Source organism: Arthrobacter sp. TJ-254 (assembly GCF_058269175.1).
Window position 1 is genome coordinate 25,052 of sequence record NZ_JBZCNF010000006.1, and the last position, 19,412, is coordinate 44,463.

Genomic DNA, 19,412 nt, shown 5'->3' on the forward strand with positions numbered 1-19,412 from the left:
GGGGTCCGGTCAGCTCGAGTAGGCGGAGTTTTCGGTCACGTATGCGTGGGTGAGGTCGTTGGTCCAGATCGTTGCCTCGGCGGTGCCCGCGGCGAGGTCGATCTCGACGGACACGTCGCGCCCCGTGAGGTCGACGAGTTCCCTGGGGTCCCCGATCGCCCCGCCGCGGCAGATCTGGACACCGTTCATCGACACGTTGAGCCGGTCCGGTTCGAAGGCGGCGTCGGTGGTTCCCACGGCGGCGAGAACGCGTCCCCAGTTCGGGTCGTTGCCGAAGATCGCGGTCTTGAAGAGGTTCGACCGGGCCACAGCCCTGCCCACCGTCTCGGCGTCCTTGTCGGAGGCGGCGTTGATCGTGGTGATGGCGATGGTGTGGCTTGCCCCTTCGGCGTCGTTGATCAGCTGCGCGGCGAGGTCGAGGCAGACGCCGGTCAGGGCCGCCGTGAACTGCTCCGGGTCGGATTCTATCCCGCTGGCGCCCGAGGCGAGCAGCACCACGGTGTCGTTGGTTGACATGCACCCGTCGGCGTCGGTGCGGTCGAAGCTGACCCGCACCGCGTCGCGCAGCGCGGCATCGAGCCGCTGCGGGGGCAGCACGGCGTCGGTGGTGAGGACGACGAGCATCGTGGCAAGGCCCGGGGCAAGCATGCCTGCGCCCTTGGCCATGCCGCCGATGGAGTATCCCTCGCTGGCGCTGTCGGGCGAGGACGGGTAGCGGGCCTGCTTGGAGACCGAGTCGGTGGTCATGATCGCCTCGGCCGCCGCCCCTCCGCCGGCCGAGCTGAGCGTCCCGGCGGCGGCTGCGACCCCGGCAAGGAGTTTGTCCATGGGCAACTGCTCGCCGATCAGCCCGGTGGAGCAGACGAACACGTCGGTTGCCGAGATGCCCAGCAGGTCGGCGGTGACCTCCGCGGTCCTGTGGGTGTTCTGGAAGCCTTCGGGCCCCGTGCAGGCGTTGGCGCCGCCGGAGTTCAGCACGACTGCGTCGACCCGCCCGTCAGAGACCACCTGGCGCGACCAGTGGACGGGAGCAGCGGCCACGCGGTTGGAGGTGAACACCGCCGCCGCGTTGAGCAAGGGCCCGTCGTTGATGACCAGGGCCAGGTCCGGGCCGCCCGAGGCCTTGATGCCTGCGGCAGTTCCGGCCGCCCGGAATCCGCCGGGTGTGGTGATGCTCATGGCGCGGTTCCTTGGAAGGTGAGGCCTGCCGACTCGTCGAGTCCGAGGGCGATGTTCATTGACTGGACTGCGCCGCCGGCGGTGCCCTTGGTGAGGTTGTCGATGACGGCGGTGACGATCACCCGCCCCGCGTGGTCGTCGTAGGCGAGCTGCAGGTTCACGTAGTTGGAGCCGAGGACGGCCTTGGTGGTGGGCCACTGCCCCTCGGGAAGGAGCCTGACGAAAGGTTCGGCGTCGTAGGCGTTGTGCCAGGCTTCGCGGAGCTGCGCCGCCGTCGTTCCGGCGCGGACCCGGGCGGTGGCCGTGGTGAGGATGCCGCGGGCCATGGGGGCGAGGGTGGGGGTGAAGGAAACGCTTACCGCTTCCCCCGCCACGGCGCCGAGGCCCTGTTCGATCTCCGGGGTGTGGCGGTGCAGCCCGCCCACGCCATAGGGGCTCATTCCGCCCATGACCTCCGAGCCGAGCAGATGCGCCTTGGCGGACTTGCCTGCGCCTGAGGCGCCGGAGGCCGAAACCACAACGACGTCGTCGGGCTCGAGCAGACCTGCCGAGAACCCGGGGGCGAGGGCGAGCAGGACACTCGTCGGGTAGCAGCCCGGAACCGCGATGCGGCGGGCTCCGCGGAGTTTCTCCCGGGCACCGGGGAGTTCGGGCAGGCCGTACGGCCAGGTGCCGGCGTGGGCGGACCCGTAGAACTTCTCCCACGCTTCGGGGCTCTCGAGCCGGTGGTCGGCACCGGCGTCGATGACGAGGGTGTCGCCGGGCAGCTGCGCGGCGAGATCGGCGCTCGCGCCGTGCGGCAGTGCGAGGAACACGACGTCGTGGCCGGAGAGCGCTTCCACCGAGGTTTCCTCGAGCACCCGGTCGGCGAGCGCGTGGAGGTGCGGCTGGAGGCTGCCGAGGCGTTCTCCGGCGTTGCTGTGCGCGGTGACTGCTCCGACCTGGGCGTTCGGGTGGGAGGCCAGGAGGCGCAGCAGCTCCCCGCCGGCGTATCCGCTGGCCCCGGAAACGGCTACTGAGATGTTCATTCCCCAACCCTAGCTGAATATTATTCACATATCCACATAAATATGCATGAACGGTTCGGGGATGCCGTTCCCCCACCGGCGGCCCTAGCATGGGGAACCTACCCCGAGGAATGGAGAACCGATCATGCCACAAGCCATCGTCGTCGAGCAGCCGGGCGGCCCGGAGGTCCTCCGGATGGCCGAGGTTGCGCGCCCCGTGCCGGGCGGCTCCCAGCTCCTGGTCGAGGTCGCCGCCGCAGGGGTCAATTTCATCGAGACCTATCAGCGCAGCGGCATCTATGCGATGGACCTCCCTTTCACCCCGGGAGCGGAGGCGGCGGGAGTGGTGGTGGAGGTCGGCGCGGAGGTCGGCGACTTCACTGTCGGCGACCGTGTGGCTTTCGCGGAGGGCATCGGCACGTACGCCGAGTTCGCGCTCGTCGACGAGGCAAAGGCCCTTCGGGTGCCCGACGGCGTCGACCTCGAAACTGCCGCTGCCGTTCCGCTTCAGGGAATGACCGCCCACTACCTGACCAATTCCACCTTCCGCGTCGAGGCCGGGCATACAGTGCTGACCCACGCCGGGGCGGGTGGGGTGGGTCTACTGTTGATCCAGCTCCTCAAGGCCAAGGGCGCACGGGTCATCACCACCGTCTCCTCCGACGAGAAGGAATCCCTGGCCCGTGCCGCCGGCGCCGACGAAGTGCTGCGGTACGGCGGGTTCGCCGAAGCGGTGCGCGGCCTGACCGACGGGGCAGGGGTTGACGTTGTCTACGACGGCGTTGGCGCGGCGACCTTCGACGGGTCGCTCAGGAGCCTGCGCGTGCGCGGAACCCTTGTGCTCTTCGGCGCCGCCTCCGGCCCGGTGGCCCCGGTCGACCCGCAGCGCCTCAACAGCGGAGGGTCGCTGTTCCTCACCCGGCCCACACTGGCCCACTACCTGCAGGACGCCGCGGAACGGCGCTGGCGGGCCGAGGAGTTGTTCGGGGCGGTGGCCACCGGTGCCCTCGACGTGCGCATCGGCTCCCGTGTAGCGCTCGCCGACGCCGGCAGTGCTCACGAGCAGCTCGAGGCCCGCCGCACCACCGGCAAGGTGCTGCTCCTGCCCTGACCTGGCCGGCGACCAAGCGACCGGGGTGAAAAGGGAAGGGCAGGCGGTAGACCGCCTGCCCTTCCCATTGCCCGTCGGGCCGCGCCGTCAGCGTTGAACCGCGCCGAACCGTTCGGCGGCGAGCCGGGTTGCGGCGTCGCGCGCCGCGCTTGCCTCCTCCGCCGTCAGGGTGCGGTCGGGGGCCCGGAACCGCAGCGCGAAGGCGAGTGATTTCCTGCCCGCCTCGATGCCCTGGCCAGAGTACTCATCGAACAGGCTCACGTCCTCGAGCAGCTCTCCGGCGCCGCTGCGCAGGGCCTCAAGCACCTCCGATGACGCAAGGTCGGCGTCGACGACGAGCGCCACGTCCTGGGTGGTTGCCGGGAACGTCGAGAGCGGGCGGGCGACGATGACATCGGCGGCGGCCTCGAACAGCAGGTCGGCGTTCACCTCCAGGGCGACGGTTCGCGGCGGCAGGTCCTGGGCGGCAGTCACCTGCGGGTGAAGCTCCCCGGCGTACCCGACAACCTCGCCGGTGCGCAGTCGCAGCAGCGCGGTGCGCCCGGGATGGAAGGCCTGGTGCAGCCCCTGCTCCACCACGAGGTCGACCCCGAGGACCTCCCCCATCAGGCGCGCCGTCCCCACGGCGTCCGCCCAGTCCCAGGCACGCGGCGCATAGCCCGGTGAGGGCGGAGCCTCGTTGCCGGTGTACAGGGCGGCGAGGATCAGGGGCTGGTGGGGAATGCCCTCATACAGACCGTCGAGCACCTCGTCGGAGGGCCGGACGCCCAGCGGCGGGATGCTCTCGCTTCCCATGGTCTCGGACGGCAGGAACACCAGGCCGGCTTCGAACAGGGCGAGGTCGCGGAACCCGCGCGAGAGATTCCGTTTGGCCAGTTCAATGAGCCCGGGCAGCACCGACGTGCGCAGGTATCCCAGTTCCGCGCTCAGTGGGTTGGCCAGCTTGACCGCCGGCGCGGGGCGCTCGGCGTCGGGCGAGCCGAACAGGTCGTTGCCTGCCTTGCTGACGAACGGGTAGGAGAGCACTTCGGTCATCCCCGATGCCGAGAGGGCGTTGAGGAGCCGCCGGCGCTGCTGCTGGACGCGGGTGAGTCCGCGTCCCGGAGGCGCCGTCGGGAGCGTCGAAGGGATCTTGTCGTAGCCCACGAGGCGGATGATTTCCTCGGTGAGGTCCTCCCGGGTTTCGAGGTCGGGCCGCCAGCTGGGCACGGTCACGGTGTACCCGGCGGGTGCGGAGTCCACGGCCGCCCCGATGTCTTCGAGGGCGCCCGTGATCTGGTCCGCGGTGAAGTCGACGCCGATCAGGCGCGCGGGGAAATCCGCGGGCAGCTCGATCGTGACGGGTGCTGGGGGGGTGCCGACGTCGGTGGCTGCGGTGTCGGCAGTTCCTCCGGCGAGGGCGGTGATGAGTTCCACGGCGCGCTGCGCCGCGATGTCGGCGACGTTCCAGTCGACTCCGCGCTCGAAGCGCTTGGAGGCCTCGGAGGGAAGCCGGTGGCGGCGGCGCGTGCGGCCGATGCTGACCTCCTCGAAGTGCGCCGATTCGATCAGGACGTTCGCGGTTGCCGCGGACACCTCGGTCGAGGCTCCTCCCATGACCCCGGCGATGCCGATGGGGCCGGATGCGTCGGTGATCAGCAGATCGCCCGGGTCGAGCGCGCGGTCCTTGCCGTCAAGGGTTGTGAGTTTTTCCCCTGCTCCGGCCCTGCGGACAACGATTTCCCCGGAGAGGCGGTCGAGGTCGTAGAAGTGGAGCGGCTGGCCCAGTTCGAGCATGACGTAGTTCGAAATGTCGACGACAAGGGAGATGGAGCGGATTCCGGCGAGGCGCAGGCGGGCGCTCATCCAGGGCGGGGTCGGCCGCGTGGGGTCCACTCCGCGGACGGTGCGGGCGACGAAGCGGTCGCAGCCGTCCTTGCCGTAGATGGGCGAGGAATCCTCGAGGCGCACCGGGTATCCGGCGCCCTGGGACTCCGGAACGGTGACTGTGCCGGCCGGGTCGATGAACTTCGTTCCGGTGGCGTGAGCGTATTCGCGGGCGACGCCGCGGATGGAGAAGCAGTAGCCGCGGTCGGGCGTCACGTTGATCTCGGCGGCCTCGTCGTACAGCCCGAGGAGCTCCATCGCGTCGGATCCGATCTCAGGGTCGAGCCCGAGGGTGGAAAGGACGAGGATGCCGTCGTGGTCGTCGCCGATTCCGAGTTCGCGGACCGAGGCGATCATTCCGGCGGAGACGTGCCCGTAGGTCTTCCGGGGGCTGATGGTGAAGTTCCCGGGGAGGACGGCTCCGGGAAGGGTCACAACGACCTTGTCGCCCTCGGCGAAGTTGTGGGCGCCGCAGACGATGCCCTGCACACCGGTTGGGTCGATGCCTTCTCCGGTGAGCGTCTGGGCGGCGCCGTCGGGCACCACCTGCACCTGGCACCAGTTGATCGTCTTGCCGTTGGACTGCGGCTCCTTGACGATGCTGAGGACCCGTCCCACGACGATCGGGCCCTTGAGCTCGTCGGTGGGCCGGTGGACCGCCTCTTCCTCGAGGCCGACCGTGACGAGGTCGGCCATCACGTTCTCTGCAGTTGCTTCAGCAGGCACCGCGGCGTATTCGCGCAGCCATGAAAGGGGGACTCTCATTTAGATCTCCATCCCGAAGTGTTGGCTGAACCGGACATCGCCTTCGATGATGTCGCGCATGTCGCTTACCTCATTGCGGAACATGAGGGCGCGCTCGATGCCCATGCCGAAGGCGAATCCCGAGTAGACCTCGGGGTCGATCCCCGCGGCGCGCAGGACGTTGGGGTTGACCATGCCGCAGCCGCCCCATTCGATCCATTGGGCGCCGCCCTTGGCGCCCGGGTGCCAGATGTCCAGTTCCGCGCTCGGCTCGGTGAAGGGGAAGTAGTTGGGCCGCAGGCGCACCTTGGCCTCGTCGCCGAAGATCTGCCGGGTGAAGTGTTCCAGCGTGCCGACGAGGTCCGCCATGGTCAGCCCCTTGTCAATGGCCAGGCCCTCGAACTGGTGGAAGACGGGAGTGTGGGTCGCGTCGAGCTCATCGGTGCGGAACACCTTGCCAGGACACAGCACGTAGATGGGCACGTCGCGCTCGAGCATCGAGCGGACCTGCACCGGCGAGGTGTGGGTGCGCAGCACGAGGTGGGCACTGGGCGGCTCAACGAAGAACGTGTCCTGCATTTCGCGTGCCGGGTGGTCCGGCTTGAAGTTCAGCGCATCGAAGTTGAACCACTCGGATTCAAGTTCGGGCCCTTCGGCGATCTCCCAGCCCATTCCAACGAAAACGTCGATGACGCGGTCCTGGAGGGTGGAGAGGGGGTGGCGGGCACCGGCGGCGCGCCGCCGGGGGGCGGCCGTGACGTCGACCGCCTCTTCGACGAGGATGCGGGCGTCTCGCTCGGCCTCAAGCTCGGCGGTGCGCGCGGCGAGGGCGGAATTGATCCTGCCCCGCGCCGGGCCGATGTTCTTGCCGGCGGCGGCCTTCTGGTCTTTGGCGAGGGCACCGATCCCCCGGTTGGCCAGGCTGAGGGCCGATTTTTCACCGGTGTGGGCGATGCGGACGGCCTTGAGGGATTCGAGGTCCGGGGCGCCCTGGATATCGGCGAGCGCACGCTCGACGGCGGCCGTCACGGCGGCTGCGTCGAGCGGGTCGGGAATCCCTGCGCCGGGGCCTTCGGCCCCGGACTGCTGTGGAGAATCAGACATTCGGATGCTTACCTAGCACTCTCGTTGCGGGTCCGGCGGACGCAGGAACACTGCGGAGCCGTTCGTGGAAGAGCCGGGAGCGGCGGCGCTGGGCTGCTGCTTCCGGCATGGCCAGTCTAGTTGAACGGCGGCTAGGATGACCGCATGAGCTCCGGCGAGGCAGTGGTGCGGGCCCTGAACTGGGTCAACCTGTCGACTCCCTGCGGACTCCTCCTGGCGAGGCTGAAGCGCTGCATCGTCTCTGAAGGGCCGATGCGGCTCATCCTGGCCGAGGGATACACGGGGCGATTGCCGCTCGCGCGGGCGTTCACGGTCGGCAATGTCGTCTTCGTGCGCGGCCGGCTCCCCCGTGCGAGCGGGTCGCTGCTCGCCCACGAGGCCCGGCACAGCAGGCAGTATGCCGCCTGCTGCGGGCTGCCGTTCCTGCCCCTTTATTTTGCCGCCGTCCTCTGGTCGCTGCTGCGCACCGGGGACCCTGCCTCGCGTAACGTGTTCGAGCGCCACGCGGGCCTGGGCGCGGGCGGTTACCGTGAGCGGCCGGTCCGGGGGCTGCGGAGCGCATCACGTGCCCGGAGGCGCCGGAAGACCGGCACCTGAATCAGCACTGCTGGTGCACCACGGGAGAACACCGGCCCCGGTGTATTTTCTTAGAACGTATGTTCTAATTCAAGTATGCGCTGGGATGCACAGAAGACGAAGCAGGCCCTGCCGGCCACCGGCTCCGACGCCCTGCTGCCGCTGTCCGGGTTGGTCCGGACGGTCCGTACGCCCGAGTTCGCGGGCATCACCTTCCACGAGGTGGCTTCGAAGTCGGTCCTGAACCGGGTGCCAAGCACCTCGGGAATGCCCTTCGGCTGGACGATCAACCCGTACCGGGGATGTTCCCATGCATGCGTCTATTGCTTTGCCCGCAATACCCACAGCTACCTCAACCTCGACGCCGGCCTCGACTTCGATTCCCAGCTGGTGGTCAAGATCAACGCCCCCGAGGTCCTGCGACGGGAGCTCGCCCGGCCGTCGTGGAAGCGCGAGCATGTGGCGATGGGGACGAACACCGACCCCTACCAGCGGGCCGAGGGGCGCTACCGCCTGATGCCGGGGATCATCACGGCCCTGGCCGACTCCGGGACCCCGTTCTCGGTGCTGACCAAGGGAACCCTCCTGGCGCGGGACCTTCCGCTGCTCATCAGCGCGGCGTCGTCGGTGGAGGTGGGGACGGGCATTTCCCTGGCCCTCATGGACCCTGCGCTGGCCGAGGCGGTCGAACCCGGGACGCCGGCGCCGAAGGCACGCCTTGCGTTGATCAGCCGGCTGCGGGATGCGGGGCTGCCGTGCGGTGTGATGGCCATGCCGATCCTGCCCTGGCTTACCGACAGCGACGAGGCCCTCGACGCACTGTTCTCGGCCCTCGCGGCCGCCGGGGCAACGGGAGTTTCGGCCGGGGCCCTGCACCTGCGTCCCGGTGCGCGGGAATGGTTCCTGAAGTGGCTCTCCGCCAACCACCCCGCGCTGGTTCCGCGGTACCGCAGCCTCTACGCGGGCGGCTCCTACGCGTCGAAGGACTACAGGCAGTGGCTTGCGGGGAGGATTCAGCATTTCCGGAAGCTTCACCGGATTCCTTCCGGGGCCGGATTCTTCCGCAACCTCGCACCGGCGGAGACGGGAACCGGAACGGCAGCCCAGGACTCGTCGGCTCCGGGCCGACCCCAGCGCCGGGAAACGCCGGAGCCTACGCTCTTCTAACCCCGTCGGTTCTCGCCCCGGCTACGCTTTTTCGGGCCCGCCCCGCGGGAGCGAGGGTGCGAGCGGTCCGACGCCAAGGCCGAGGCCGACGACGACGCGCAGGGCATCGACGATCGGGCGGTCGGCCGGAATCCACGGCAGTTCATCGAGGGCGCCGGCGTCGTTCAGGGACACCCAGCGCAGCTCGTCATGGTCCTGGAGGGGCTGTGCCGTACCTTCAGCCACCTCGGCCAACCAGACACGCATTGCCGCTCCGGCGTTGAGCGGCCAGCCGGCGGGAAGCGGGCCGGCCACTTCGGCGCCGAGCCGGACGGTGATCCCGAGCTCTTCGAGCAGTTCCCGGTGCAGGGCGTCGGTGACGGGCTCCCCGGATTCGACCTTGCCGCCGGGGAACTCCCACATCCCGGCGAACTGCTCGGGGGCGGTGCGGCGCGCGACGAGGAGCAGGGAGGGCCGGGAGAGGGAATCGACGACCGCCGCTCCAACGATCTGGCGCAGGGCGGGAGAAGTTTCGCTAGGAGTCACCGCAGAAGTGTACCCAGCCGGTGGACCGGAGCCGGACCGGTCAGCTCTCCTCCGGATGGACCAGCCGCCCGTCCCCGGGCTCGTCGAAGTGCTCGGGGTTCAGCTCGTGCCGGTATTCCCCGTGCGGGCTCACACCCGGGACGCGCTGCCCGGCATTGAGCTGCGTGGAGGTGTAGGCCTCCTCGGAGAACTCTCCAGCGGCGTCGGCACCCGGCTCGGGAACATTGATGTCCTCCCGCAGGTGCTCACTCTGCGGTAACTGCAACTTGCGAGAAAACCAGCCCATTACCTAAGCCAATCAGATCGGCGCCGCTTTGGCCACGCGCGGATTCGGGACGCGCGGATTCGGCAGGCACGGAAGTGGGAGGGCGGATGGGTGGGCATTCTGCAGGGTTGGCACCGCTGCGGTCGAGGCGGCCCCGTAGACTTGCAGTGGACAACGGCGTCGTGTGCTGCCGCCGGCGGCACACCTCCCTACGCCGAAAGAAGCAAATGGCTGCCTCCCAGCGTCCCCTTGTCCTCACGCCCCGCCAGCTGTCCCTGGCCATCACCGCCCTGGCGGTGGGTGGTTTCGGTATCGGCACCACCGAGTTCGCCATCATGGGCCTGCTTCAGGAGATGGTGAACGACCTGCGGATCAGCTACACCGAGGGCGGGCATGTTGTCTCCGCCTACGCGCTCGGCGTCGTGGTGGGTGCGCCGATCCTCGCAACGCTCGGCGCCCGCAGGCCCCAACGCACGATGGCACTCTGGCTCATGGTGCTCTTCACGGTGGGGAACCTCTCATCGTTTTTCGCCGCCGGCTACGGCTGGCTGCTTTTGTCCCGCTTCCTTTCCGGGCTCCCCCACGGCGCCTATTTCGGTGTTGCGGCGGTCATCGCCGCGTCCCTGGCCAAGCCTACGAGGAGGGCCTGGGCCATCTCAATGGTCATGGTGGGGCTGAGCGTCGCCAATGTCGTGGGAGTGCCGTTCGCCACCTGGCTCGGCCAGCAGTTCGGGTGGCGCACCATGTTCCTGCTTGTCGGGGTCATCGGGTTCGCCACGCTCCTGCTGATCCTGCGGTTCGTGCCCCTGCAGGAGGTTCACCCCGATGCGAGCATCCGCAGTGAACTCAGCGCGCTCCGCCGCTCCCAGGTCTGGATGACGCTCCTGATCGGCACGGTCGGCTTCGGCGGCTTCTTTGCCGTCTACTCGTACATCTCCCCCACCATCACCGAGGTCACCGGGCTGCCGGTGGGCGTCCTGCCGATTGTCGTGGCCCTCTACGGTGTGGGCATGCTCGTTGGGAACGTCGTGGGCGGCCGCATCGCCGACCGCTCCGTCCTCGGGAGCATCTACTGGGTGATGGGCGTCATCATCGTTGTCCTCCTGCTGTTCCCGCTGGCGGTGGGCTGGGCCCCGACGGCCTTCCTGTTCGTGTTCCTCGTCGGCGCCAGCGGCGCATCGCTGATCCCGTCGCTTCAGACGCGGCTGTTGGATGTCTCCCCCGGGGCCCCGTCGCTCGCATCGTCGCTCAACCATGCAGCACTGAACATCGCCAATGCCCTTGGCGCCGCCGTGGGCGGCGTCGTCATCGCCGCGGGGTGGGGGTTCACCGCTCCCGCGCTGGTGGGCGCCGGCCTCGCCGCGGTGGGGCTCTTTGTCGCACTCATGAGCGGCAGGATCGATGCCCGCCGGAGCACCGCGGCGCGGGAGCTGCAGCCCGTCGCCTGACGGACCGCGGCCGGGTGCCGGGCCGGACTGCCGGAAGAGGCTGGAGCCTGCGCTTCGGCGGGGCTGGATGGGCAGTGCCGGATGGGCGGGGCCGGATGGGCGGGGCTCGAGGTGAAGGTGCGGCAGCGCCGGCGTCAGGAGCGGCGCTGGGCGCGGGCCGACGCGTAGAGGCAGACGGTTGCCGCGGTTCCCACGTTGAGGCTTTCGGCTTTGCCGTACACCGGAACGGCCACCCTGTGGTCGGCGGCCCCGGTGAGTTCCTCGGGCAGGCCCTGCGCTTCATTGCCGAAGAGCCATGCCGTCGGGTCCTCGAGCCGGGCGCCTGCCGCGGCGGCACCGTCGGGCCCTGCCGCGGCAGTCCCGGGCGCGAGCCGGCGGGCGGCGCTTTCGTCCTGAAGGGCATCGAGATCAACGGTTCCGTACCCGTCGGCGGCAAGGACGGCGACCGACCGCGCCTTCAGCGCTTGAAGCAGGAGTCCGGGCTCCGCTCCAAGAACGACCGGCAGGTGGAACAGGGAGCCCGCGGTGGATCGGACGGTCTTCGGGTTGTAAAGGTCGACGCTTGAGGCGGTGAGGATCACCGCGTCGGCTCCCGCCGAATCGGCGCCTCGCAGGATCGTCCCCGCATTCCCGGGGTCGCGCACCTCGACCAGGACAGCGACCAGCGCGGGACTGCGCTCCAGCACTGCCTCGAGGGGGACGTCGAGGAAGGAGCAGACGGCGATCCACCCCTGCGGAGTGACGGTCGATGACATTGCGGCGAGCACTTCATCGGTGACCAGGCGCGCATCGGGCTGGCCGGAGGAGCCGGTCAGCTCCGCGATGTCCGGGTGGCGTTCGACGGCGGCCGGGGTTGCGTAAAGCTCAAGGACGACGGGCGGCCCACCGTCCACCCGGTGCGAGGTGTGGGCTCGCAGTGCCTCGCGTACGGCCTGCGGCCCTTCGGCGAGGAACTGCCGGCGCTTTAAACGCGCCGGACGCCCCGCGAGCCGCGCAACCTCCTTCACCCGATCTGCTCGGGGATTGGACATCGGCGCTGTCTCGGGGCGTCCGGATACAGTCATGAAATTTCAGGCTCCTGCCGGCGGGCCGGCAACGGAAACCTAGGCCTTCGCTGCGGCCTTGGCCTTGGGGGCCCGGGGAGCCTTGGCCACCGGTGCCTGGGCTGCTGCCGGCGCCGAGGTGTCGGCGGGCAGTGCTTCCTTGGCGAGGCGGACCAGCGTTGCGAACGCGGCGCCGTCGGTGACGGCGAGGTCGGCAAGCATGCGCCGGTCAACCTGGATCTCTGCGGCCTTCAGGCCCTGGATCAGGCGGTTGTAGGTGAGCCCGTTGGCGCGGGATGCAGCGTTGATGCGCTGGATCCACAGGCGGCGGAAGTCGCCCTTGCGCTTGCGGCGGTCGCCGTAGCTGTACACAAACGAGTGCAGCAGCTGCTCTTTGGCCTTGCGGTACAGGCGCGAACGCTGTCCGCGGTAGCCCTTTGCGCGCTCAAGAATAACCCGACGCTTTTTGTGGGCGTTTACCGCCCGCTTCACACGTGCCACGTGCGTACTCCTTCAGTAGTTCATCCGGCACGGCCTGAGCCGCAGCTCTCCCCCGATAGGGGCGCTTTCCCGGAAAGGTTGGTGTGGTCTTAGACGCCGAGCATCTTCTTGATGACCTTGGTGTCGGCCTTCGAAACGATCTTGTCGCCGGCAAGGCGGCGGGTCAGCGTCGAGGACTTGTGCTCAAGGTAGTGGCGGCGGTTTGCCTGCTGGCGCTTCAGCTTGCCGCTTCCGGTCAGCTTGAAGCGCTTCTTGGCGCCACTGTGGGTCTTCATCTTCGGCATGCGAACCGATCTCCTTTTGGTAGCCGCAGACGGTTGTCAGCGGTGTGACGGCGCCCGGAAGCACCTGTGGTTTTACTTGGTCACCCGATGGGGATCCCAAGAGCTGGGAGGCTCCTACTCGGAACTTCCAGGCTTTGGCCGGCTCGACGGGCTCTTCGCGGGAGCCGTCCTTCCGGCTGGCTTAGGCACCGCGGCAGGCTTGGGCGCCGCCATCGGCTTGGGCGTAGCAGCAGGCTTGGGAGCAGCTGCAGGCTTGGGTGCGGCGGCAGGCTTCACTGCGGCCGGACTTGGCGCGGCGGCCGGCTTGGCGGCAGGGGCCGGCGCTGCTGCCTTCGGGGCGGCGGCGGGGGCGGTGACCGGCTTGGCTGCCGGTGCGCTTGCCGGCCTCGAAGCTGCTGCCTTCGGGGCGGCGGCCTTCGGTGCAGCTTCCTTCGCGTCGGGCGCGGCGGCAGGTGCCTGCACGGCAGGGGCCTGCTCGGCCGGCGCCGCCTGTGCCTGCTCGGCCTTCGGCTCCGCGGGAGCTTCGACACTCGGCGCCGATTCCTCGGCCGGTGCAGTCTCGCTGCCGGTGATCGAGTATCCCTCGGGAAGCAGGTCGGCAAGGCTTTGGGTCAGCGGAGCGCCGCTGGCACCTGAAACGTCAACGCGTGCTTCACCTCCGCCGGACTTCGCTGCCTCGTTGGCGGCTTTCGCGTCGGCACGCTGCGTTGCCCGGCGGGCTTCGGCCTTGGCTTCAGCCTTGTTCTTGACCGGGCCGATGACCATCACCATGTTGCGACCGTCGATGCGCGGGGACGACTCGACGACGCCAACCTCGGCCACGTCTTCGGCGAAGCGCTGGAGCAGCCGGATACCCATCTCGGGCCGCTGCTGTTCGCGTCCACGGAACTGGATCATCGCCTTGACCTTGTCACCTGCGCCAAGGAAGCGGATCGCGTGGCCACGCTTGGTCTCGTAGTCGTGGGTGTCGATCTTGAGCCGGAAGCGGATTTCCTTGAGGACCGTGTTGGTCTGGTTCTTGCGCGCCTCGCGCGCCTTCATCGCGGCTTCGTACTTGTACTTACCAAAATCCATGAGCTTGGCGACGGGCGGCTTGGCCTGCGGCGCTACCTCAACAAGATCAAGGTCGGACTCGGCTGCAAGTCGAAGTGCGTCCTCAATACGGACGATCCCCACCTGTTCGCCGGCAGGTCCGACCAGCCGCACCTCGGAGACGCGGATACGATCATTGATTCTTGGCTCGCTAATGTGTAGCTCCTGATTTCTCTAATGTCGAGGACCCCTGCAACAGAAGAAGGCCTCCAATTGCATGAGCAATCGAAGGCCTCGGGAAATCAGTGCTGGGGCGCCGCCCGGTTGCTGAACCGGGTGACTCCGGCGCTGTCAGCGCCTGCACCGACCAGAACCCGGCTGCCTGAAGCGCTTCATCGGAAGCACCAGGCAATCGCGGGTGGGAGAGGACTCCGCTTGCATACCGAACGTGTCTTTTCCCATACCCGCCAAGGGCAGGAAGAGTAACGGCGTTCAGTCGGTCTGTGACAAGCTTACCAGTATGAACAGCCCAGACAGCAATCCGTCAGCCGCCTCCACCGGAGAGCAGCACGCCGGCGATCTTCCGTCGTCACTGCGACGCAGTTTCGTCGAAGAATCAGCACCCCGCGAAGCGGCGGATGCCGCAGCCGAAGTGAACCAGCAGATGCGCGACATCGCGGAAGTTGCGGCGGTTGAGGTAATCACCACCTCGGCCGTGCACCTCATGAGCGCCGCGGCCGTCAAGTGCGGTCTTGCAGCAGGCGACGACGCCGAGGAACTGAAGGACCTCGACGAGGCCCGCAAACTGATCACCGCCCTTGCAGGGTTCGTGACGGCCGCCGCCCCCGAAATCGGCAGCCAGCACGCCGGCCCGTTGCGCGACGGCCTGCGGTCGCTGCAGCTCGCCTTCCGCGAAGCCTCGCAGATCCAGGATGCCCCGGGCAAGGGCCCCGGCGAGAAGTTCACCGGCCCGGTCAACTAGTCCACGAAATCGCCCAGCCCCGAGAAGCCCGGCCGGCACCGCCTGTCCCGGCTTCTTGGGCCCGGGCCGGCTGCTAGCGGTGTGGAACTCCGGCCCTGGGCCCGGCCGGCACTGCCTGCCTGCCTGCCTGCCTGCCCGGGCATTTTGACGCCCAGACCGGCGCTAACGGCGGGAATCAACCCGGCGGCGGCGTACCCGCTGCGCGGCGATTCCGGCAACGCCGATGAGCCCTGCGACCCCGCCGACTGCGGCGAATCCTCCCCAGGGTCCGACAGTGTCGATGAGCAGTCCCGCCAGCGGCGCACCGACGGCCACGCCGGAGGTCAGGGCAGAGCCGTACCAGCCCATCGCCTCTCCCCTGCGCTTCTCGGGCACCAGTTCCGCCACCTTCTCCGAAGCGGCGGACAGCACGGGGGCGCACAGCAGGCCGGGAGCCAACGAGAGCAGGCAGAGGGACAGTGTGTCCTCGGCGAAGCCCATCGGGATGGTCAGCACTCCCATGCCCAGCAGGAGGAGCATCGGGGAGATGGGTTTATGGAGGGCACCGTAGAGGAGCCCGCCGAGAATCGATGCCGCACACCAGGCGGCGAAGACGAGGCCGATCTGGTTGTCCTTGCCCGTTTGCTCGAGGGTCGCGATGATTCCGACCTCAGTGCCGGAGAGGGCGAGTCCGGCCGCCGCGGCGACCGCCATGACGACGGCCAGCGGGACCGTAAGCCAGGGGAAGCCTGCGCTGAGCTTTCCGCGCATCCTCGTGCCCACGGACCGGCCTTCCCGGGACAGCAGCTCCGCCGAGGCCTCATTGACGTGGGCAGGCGCCGAAGAAACCATTGCTTCAACCGCCAGCGCCGTGTCCTCCGCCTCGGTGGGGGCGGGCAGTGCGCCGGGCTGGCCGGTGCGCGTCGGCGGATTGAATGCCATGAGCATCAGCCCTGCGGCGGCGGTGGCGAACCCGATAAGGGTCAGCCCGAGAACCGTTGAGACCTGGGTTGCGAGAACGATGCCGGTCGCCGGGCCGACCATGAAGATGGTTTCCGTGGCTATCGCATCGAGGGTGAATGCGGTGCGCCGCGCCTTTCCCTCGACGAGCACGCCGAGGGACTGCCGGACCACCGAGAACACCGGAAGGGTGAACAGCCCTCCCACCAGGGCTGCGAGCAGTAGCCATTCGTAGGGCAGACGCGGGGCGATCGACCAGATCACCGCTTCGGCGATGATTGAGGGAATCAGTGCGCGGCGCAGGCCCACCCGGTCCACGCGCCGCCCCCGCCAGGGGGCGCCGACGGCGATGCCGATCGTGACGAGGGCGGCAACCGCACCGGCGGCGGCATAGCCGCGGTCGAGGGTCTGGACGACGTGAAGGGTGAGCAGCACCCCGGCCGCCGAGTGAGGGAACCGCGCGATCATGCCGACGAGCAGGAGCCTGCGGACCGGGACTATTCGAAGCAGCTCGCGGTAGACAGCGAAGTTCACAGGCGTATTCTCTCTCCGCGGGTCTCCCGCGCGTTCAGCTGATTATCTTGATTTCGAGCGAGTCGACCCGCTCGACGAATTCTCTCCGTGTCGAAAGCGAAGCGCGCAGCCGGCCGACGAGATCCCTCACTGCGGTCGGCGACAGTCCCGCCTTCAGGCGAACCTCCATGCGCAGCTCCGGACCGGTTCCGCCGCCGGAGGCAAGCCTACCGTCCGCCGCCCGCGCCGCCACGCCGGAACCTGCACCCAGGCGGACCTCAAGGATGTCAGCCTCCCCGGCGCTGACCGGGGAGACCACGCCCGTGAGCGCAGGGTCGCGGTAGGACGGGATCCACCGCGTCTGCTGGGCCAGCGCCCACAACCCCGGTCGGCGCACAACAAACGTGAAATCGGCCCCGGGATCGATGACGAGCAGTTCGGCGTTTTCCGCCACCGCCGCAAGCGCCGCGCGTGCGGCGTAGGCCGCCACGGGGCGGGCCTCGGGATGCCATGCCTGGAGCGCCGCGTTGGAGCTGAACACCGGAAGCGCCGTCCGCCCGCCGGGGGCCTTCAGCGTGACAAGGGCCATATCCGCTTCCTTGTCCGAAGCTCCCCCGACCCCCACGGCGGCCTCGGCGAGCTGGGCGACGATGGGAATGAAGACCCGCACCGATCCGAGCGCCGCAACCACGTCCTCTTCAGTACCGGTGCCCTCCAGCAGGGCCTCGACCGCGGCCGTGTAGGCCGGAGCGGCGGTGCCGTCGTCGGCGTCGAAGTTGTGCAGCGGGTTGCCCCCGCCGGAGAGGTCGCGGCCGGCCCACGGCCTGCCGGCTGAATCCGTGAGGTTGCCGGCGAGGGCGGCGGCGATATGCGCCGGGAGCTCCCTCCCTGTCACCCGCGGGGTTCCGGGCGTCCCGCGACGTCGAGCGCCTCGGGAAGGGTGAAGGCGCCGGCGTAGAGCGCCTTGCCGACAATGGCTCCCTCAAGCCCCCTGGGAACCATCTGGCGCAGGACGGCGATGTCGTCGAGGCTTGAAATTCCGCCGGAAGCCACGACAGGGCGCGAGGTCCGCTCGAGCACCTGCTGCAGCAGTTCGACGTTCGGCCCGCGGAGGGTTCCGTCCTTCGTCACGTCCGTCACCACGTACCGCGCGCATCCGGCGTCCTCGAGCCGCTCCAGGACCTCCCAGAGGTCGCCGCCCTCTTGGGTCCAGCCGCGGGCGGCAAGGGTGGTGCCGCGCACGTCGAGACCGACGGCGATCGCGTCGCCGTACCGCGCGATCGCGCTTGCGGTCCATTCCGGGTTCTCCAGCGCGGCGGTTCCGAGGTTGACGCGTTCGGCGCCTAGCTCCAGGGCCGATTCCAGGGAACGGTCGTCGCGGATTCCGCCCGACAGTTCAACCCTCACGTCAAGCTTGCGCACCACGCGCTCCAGCAGCGCGGCGTTCGAGCCGCGCCCGAAGGCGGCGTCGAGGTCCACCAGGTGAACCCATTCGGCGCCGGCGTCCTGCCAGGCCATGGCCGCGTCAAGCGGATCACCGTAGCTGGTTTCACTGCCCGCCTCCCCCTGGACCAGGCGCACGGCCTGGCCGTCGGCGACGTCCACTGCGGGAAGGAGTTCGAGGCTGGGAGTCTCGGTGAAGGGGCTCATTTTCTTCTTTCGACGGGCTTATCGGGAGGGTTGCGGTCGGGTCATCCGGGCAGGGTGAAGAGGTAGGCACCGACCAGGGCCATGCCCGCGAGGACCCAGAAACTGATGCTGAGGGCTTTGGGCAGGCCCTGGCTCCGGAAGGAGATGGCGCCGCCGATCAGCAGACCGGCCAGACCCATCATGAGGACGCTGAGCACGGCTACCGGAGTCCCTTGGTCCAGTTGCTCAACAGCTGTGCCCCGGCGTCGCCGGATTTCTCGGGGTGGAACTGGGTGGCGCTCAGGGGCCCGTTTTCGACGGCGGCGATGAATTCTCCGCCGTGGTCGGCCCACGTCACCTGCGGCGGCCGCATGTCCGGCTGCGTCACCTCGAAGTCCCACCGCTGCACGCCGTAGGAGTGGACGAAGTAGAAGCGTTCGTCTTCAATGCCGTCGAACAGGGCCGACCCGGCGGGCGGCCGGACCGTGTTCCAGCCCATGTGCGGGACGACGTCGGCCTTGAGCCGCTCGACGTTGCCCGGCCATTCCCCCATTCCGGGGGTACGCACACCATGCTCGACGCCCTCGTCGAAGAGGATCTGCAGTCCCACGCAGATGCCAAGGACGGGACGGCCTCCGGCGACGCGCCGGCCGATCATCCTCAGGGCGTCGACGTCCTTGAGCCCCTTCATGACGGCCGCGAACGCCCCTACGCCAGGCACGAGGAGGCCGTCGGCGTTCAGTACGTCGTCAGCCTTGGCGCTGAGGGTGACCTCCGCGCCGACCCTTTCGAGGGCGCGCACCACCGACCGGACGTTGCCCGAGCCGTAGTCAAGCACTGTCACCTTGGACACTGTTACAACGCGCCTTTCGTTGAGGGAATCCCGGTGACCCGGGGATCGGTTTCGATTGCGGCCCGCAGTGCGCGGGCGAACGCCTTGAACTGCGCTTCGACGATGTGGTGCGGATCCCGTCCGGCAAGCACATTGAGGTGGAGGCAGATCCGGGCATGGAGCGCTATGGCTTCGAAGACGTGGCGGGTGAGCGACCCGGTGAAGTGCCCGCCGATCAGGTGGTACTCCTGGCCGGCCGGTTCTCCGCCGTGCACGAGGAACGGCCGTCCGGAGATGTCGACGACGGCATGGGCCAGGGCCTCATCCAAGGGAACGGTCGCCTCCCCGAAGCGGCGGATCCCCGCCTTGGTGCCCAGCGCCTCGTAGAGCACCTCGCCGAACGCGATCGCCGTGTCCTCGACCGTGTGGTGAACATCGATATGAGTGTCGCCCGTTGACTTCACGGTGAGGTCGATCAGTGAATGCTTCGCGAGGGCGGTGAGCATGTGGTCGAAGAACGGCACCGTCGTGCTGATGTCGGATTCACCGGTGCCGTCGAGGTTCACTTCGACGAAGACGCTCGATTCGCTGGTGATCCGCTCAATCCGGGCAGTGCGGCCGGCGGAGATCTGCACGGTCATGACGGTCCTTCGTGTTGGGGAAAA

At 68.7% G+C, this 19,412-nt stretch carries 21 protein-coding genes; 5 read left to right on the forward strand and 16 right to left on the reverse strand.

Going from position 1 to position 19,412, the window contains the following annotated elements:
• Positions 1-9: 9 nt before the first annotated feature.
• Positions 10-1,179, reverse strand: a complete 1,170-nt coding sequence (gene argJ / locus AC4D14_RS16400; protein WP_490903734.1) for a bifunctional glutamate N-acetyltransferase/amino-acid acetyltransferase ArgJ — start codon at positions 1,177-1,179, stop codon at positions 10-12.
• Entirely contained in the window at positions 1,176-2,207 is a 1,032-nt protein-coding gene (argC, locus tag AC4D14_RS16405; protein WP_490903735.1) for an N-acetyl-gamma-glutamyl-phosphate reductase, read from the reverse strand. Before argC ends, argJ begins: the two co-directional genes overlap by 4 nt.
• Before the next feature lie 124 nt (positions 2,208-2,331).
• Here argC and AC4D14_RS16410 point away from each other — a divergent pair, with 124 nt between their 5' ends.
• A complete protein-coding gene (locus AC4D14_RS16410; RefSeq protein WP_490903736.1) occupies positions 2,332-3,297 on the forward strand; it encodes a quinone oxidoreductase family protein in 966 nt (321 codons plus the stop codon).
• Between the two features lie 87 nt (positions 3,298-3,384).
• Here AC4D14_RS16410 and pheT read toward each other — a convergent pair whose 3' ends face one another.
• Both pheT and pheS read right to left on the reverse strand, forming a co-directional pair.
• On the reverse strand, positions 3,385-5,928 hold the full coding sequence (gene pheT / locus AC4D14_RS16415) for a phenylalanine--tRNA ligase subunit beta (protein ID WP_490903737.1): 2,544 nt from the start codon (positions 5,926-5,928) through the stop codon (positions 3,385-3,387).
• Entirely contained in the window at positions 5,929-7,011 is a 1,083-nt protein-coding gene (gene pheS, locus AC4D14_RS16420; RefSeq protein WP_490903738.1) for a phenylalanine--tRNA ligase subunit alpha, read from the reverse strand.
• A 144-nt stretch (positions 7,012-7,155) separates the two neighbouring features.
• On the opposite strand from pheS, the gene AC4D14_RS16425 reads away from it, so the two are divergent.
• Complete coding sequence (locus AC4D14_RS16425; RefSeq protein WP_490903739.1) at positions 7,156-7,608, forward strand: hypothetical protein; 453 nt, start codon at positions 7,156-7,158, stop codon at positions 7,606-7,608.
• Between the two features lie 75 nt (positions 7,609-7,683).
• A complete protein-coding gene (locus AC4D14_RS16430; RefSeq protein WP_490903740.1) occupies positions 7,684-8,754 on the forward strand; it encodes an Rv2578c family radical SAM protein in 1,071 nt (356 codons plus the stop codon).
• 21 nt (positions 8,755-8,775) lie between these two features.
• Here the strand turns inward: AC4D14_RS16430 and AC4D14_RS16435 are convergent, their stop codons facing one another.
• Positions 8,776-9,279, reverse strand: a complete 504-nt coding sequence (locus AC4D14_RS16435) for a (deoxy)nucleoside triphosphate pyrophosphohydrolase (RefSeq protein WP_490903741.1) — start codon at positions 9,277-9,279, stop codon at positions 8,776-8,778.
• Between the two features lie 40 nt (positions 9,280-9,319).
• Positions 9,320-9,544 (reverse strand): hypothetical protein, encoded by a 225-nt coding sequence (locus AC4D14_RS16440; protein ID WP_490903742.1) that lies wholly within the window; start codon positions 9,542-9,544, stop codon positions 9,320-9,322.
• 227 nt (positions 9,545-9,771) lie between these two features.
• Here AC4D14_RS16440 and AC4D14_RS16445 point away from each other — a divergent pair, with 227 nt between their 5' ends.
• On the forward strand, positions 9,772-10,992 hold the full coding sequence (locus AC4D14_RS16445; protein ID WP_490903743.1) for an MFS transporter: 1,221 nt from the start codon (positions 9,772-9,774) through the stop codon (positions 10,990-10,992).
• A 134-nt stretch (positions 10,993-11,126) separates the two neighbouring features.
• On the opposite strand, the gene AC4D14_RS16450 is transcribed toward AC4D14_RS16445, so the two are convergent.
• The 4 genes from AC4D14_RS16450 to infC form a co-directional block, all read right to left on the reverse strand.
• Positions 11,127-12,056: a TrmH family RNA methyltransferase gene (locus AC4D14_RS16450; RefSeq protein WP_490903744.1), complete on the reverse strand. Its 930-nt coding sequence runs from the start codon at positions 12,054-12,056 to the stop codon at positions 11,127-11,129.
• 39 nt (positions 12,057-12,095) lie between these two features.
• Positions 12,096-12,536 carry a 50S ribosomal protein L20 gene (rplT, locus tag AC4D14_RS16455; RefSeq protein ID WP_490903745.1) on the reverse strand — a complete coding sequence of 147 codons (441 nt, stop codon included), beginning with the start codon at positions 12,534-12,536 and terminating at the stop codon, positions 12,096-12,098.
• An 89-nt stretch (positions 12,537-12,625) separates the two neighbouring features.
• Positions 12,626-12,820: a 50S ribosomal protein L35 gene (gene rpmI, locus AC4D14_RS16460; protein ID WP_490903746.1), complete on the reverse strand. Its 195-nt coding sequence runs from the start codon at positions 12,818-12,820 to the stop codon at positions 12,626-12,628.
• A gap of 114 nt (positions 12,821-12,934) precedes the next feature.
• Positions 12,935-14,026: a translation initiation factor IF-3 gene (gene infC / locus AC4D14_RS16465; RefSeq protein ID WP_490903747.1), complete on the reverse strand. Its 1,092-nt coding sequence runs from the start codon at positions 14,024-14,026 to the stop codon at positions 12,935-12,937.
• A gap of 346 nt (positions 14,027-14,372) precedes the next feature.
• Here infC and AC4D14_RS16470 point away from each other — a divergent pair, with 346 nt between their 5' ends.
• Entirely contained in the window at positions 14,373-14,834 is a 462-nt protein-coding gene (locus AC4D14_RS16470; protein ID WP_490903748.1) for a DUF1844 domain-containing protein, read from the forward strand.
• 162 nt (positions 14,835-14,996) lie between these two features.
• Here the strand turns inward: AC4D14_RS16470 and AC4D14_RS16475 are convergent, their stop codons facing one another.
• Genes AC4D14_RS16475 through hisB form a run of 6 tightly spaced genes read right to left on the reverse strand, consistent with a single transcriptional unit; the run spans position 14,997 to position 19,388 of the window.
• Positions 14,997-16,307: an MFS transporter gene (locus AC4D14_RS16475; RefSeq protein ID WP_490903749.1), complete on the reverse strand. Its 1,311-nt coding sequence runs from the start codon at positions 16,305-16,307 to the stop codon at positions 14,997-14,999.
• Between the two features lie 34 nt (positions 16,308-16,341).
• Positions 16,342-17,181 (reverse strand): SseB family protein, encoded by an 840-nt coding sequence (locus tag AC4D14_RS16480; RefSeq protein ID WP_490903750.1) that lies wholly within the window; start codon positions 17,179-17,181, stop codon positions 16,342-16,344.
• Positions 17,178-17,936 carry a bifunctional 1-(5-phosphoribosyl)-5-((5-phosphoribosylamino)methylideneamino)imidazole-4-carboxamide isomerase/phosphoribosylanthranilate isomerase PriA gene (gene priA / locus AC4D14_RS16485; protein WP_490903751.1) on the reverse strand — a complete coding sequence of 253 codons (759 nt, stop codon included), beginning with the start codon at positions 17,934-17,936 and terminating at the stop codon, positions 17,178-17,180. Before priA ends, AC4D14_RS16480 begins: the two co-directional genes overlap by 4 nt.
• A gap of 41 nt (positions 17,937-17,977) precedes the next feature.
• Positions 17,978-18,133: a hypothetical protein gene (locus tag AC4D14_RS16490; RefSeq protein ID WP_490903752.1), complete on the reverse strand. Its 156-nt coding sequence runs from the start codon at positions 18,131-18,133 to the stop codon at positions 17,978-17,980.
• A 2-nt stretch (positions 18,134-18,135) separates the two neighbouring features.
• Positions 18,136-18,768, reverse strand: a complete 633-nt coding sequence (gene hisH, locus AC4D14_RS16495) for an imidazole glycerol phosphate synthase subunit HisH (protein WP_490903753.1) — start codon at positions 18,766-18,768, stop codon at positions 18,136-18,138.
• A gap of 2 nt (positions 18,769-18,770) precedes the next feature.
• The gene (gene hisB, locus AC4D14_RS16500; protein ID WP_490903754.1) at positions 18,771-19,388 is read right to left on the reverse strand and encodes an imidazoleglycerol-phosphate dehydratase HisB; all 618 of its coding nucleotides are present in this window, start codon (positions 19,386-19,388) and stop codon (positions 18,771-18,773) included.
• Positions 19,389-19,412: the final 24 nt, after the last annotated feature.